1 protein-coding gene is annotated in these 883 nt (G+C 50.5%); it reads right to left on the bottom strand.

Annotation, left to right across the window (positions count from 1 at the left end; translation table 11 throughout):
* Positions 1–139: 139 nt before the first annotated feature.
* The coding region (locus DVK07_RS19820) for a glycosyltransferase (RefSeq protein ID WP_121598538.1) at positions 140–883 on the bottom strand (744 nt) is incomplete at its 5' end.

The following is an 883-nucleotide window of genomic DNA, read 5'->3' as shown; positions in this document are numbered from 1 at the left end:
CGCGAATTCCGCAAACTCGTGTTGACCGCCGCAGTCTACAACCTCGAACAGGCGCTCAAACAGTGACCCCGACGCAGTCATCGGATTCAACAAAGCATAACACACAGGTACTCATCTATACGGCGCATATACTAAAATATTATAATTCGGAAATGAAATCACGAACTTTCCTTGAAGACATTTCCCAGGTATATTTTTCAGCAGCAAGATGCCGTCCGGCCTCTCCGATCTCCCGGCGTAAATCAGAGTTCCCCCCGAGCGTAGCAATTACATCCGAGAAATTCTCCAGTTCTGTAACAAGAACTTCATCTCCCGGTGTCACGTCAAGACCACGCACGCCAAACGGAGTGGAGACGACGGGTAGACTACGCGCCAAGTAATCAAAGAGTTTGATGTTCGTTCCTCCTCCTGAGAGCATCGCGTTCAGAGCTATGTCGCTCGCATCAAAATGCGCCTCAAAATTATCATCTACGTAGCCGGTGATGCTCACGTTTTCCGGCACTGACGACTGATCAAGGGCATCTCCGACACTTCCCAATATAAGAAAGTGTGCCGAGGGGGGTTTCTCACGGAATTCACGGGCGATGTCAACTGTCGCCTCCGCTGCCTCAATATTGGGCTTATAGTTACTTCCCATGAACAGACAGACAGTCACATCCTTAGCGATATCGTACCTCTTCCGAACCCGTTTCGCACGTTTAGAATTTGGGCGATGCTCACGAATGTCTTCTCTGTAAGTTCCATTCGGTGCGATCAGTATCGGCCCACCTTGATCGTACTTTTCTCGATAGACATCCGCATCCCGCTTGCTCGTACACACGACCGCATCTGCCTCCTCGACCGACCGTTGCTCAAGGTCGTTCACACGCCTCTCAAACCACTC

Source organism: Halorubrum sp. Atlit-26R, from assembly GCF_003666015.1.
Lineage (GTDB): Archaea > Halobacteriota > Halobacteria > Halobacteriales > Haloferacaceae > Halorubrum.
This window is presented reverse-complemented; position numbering and strand designations above follow the sequence as displayed.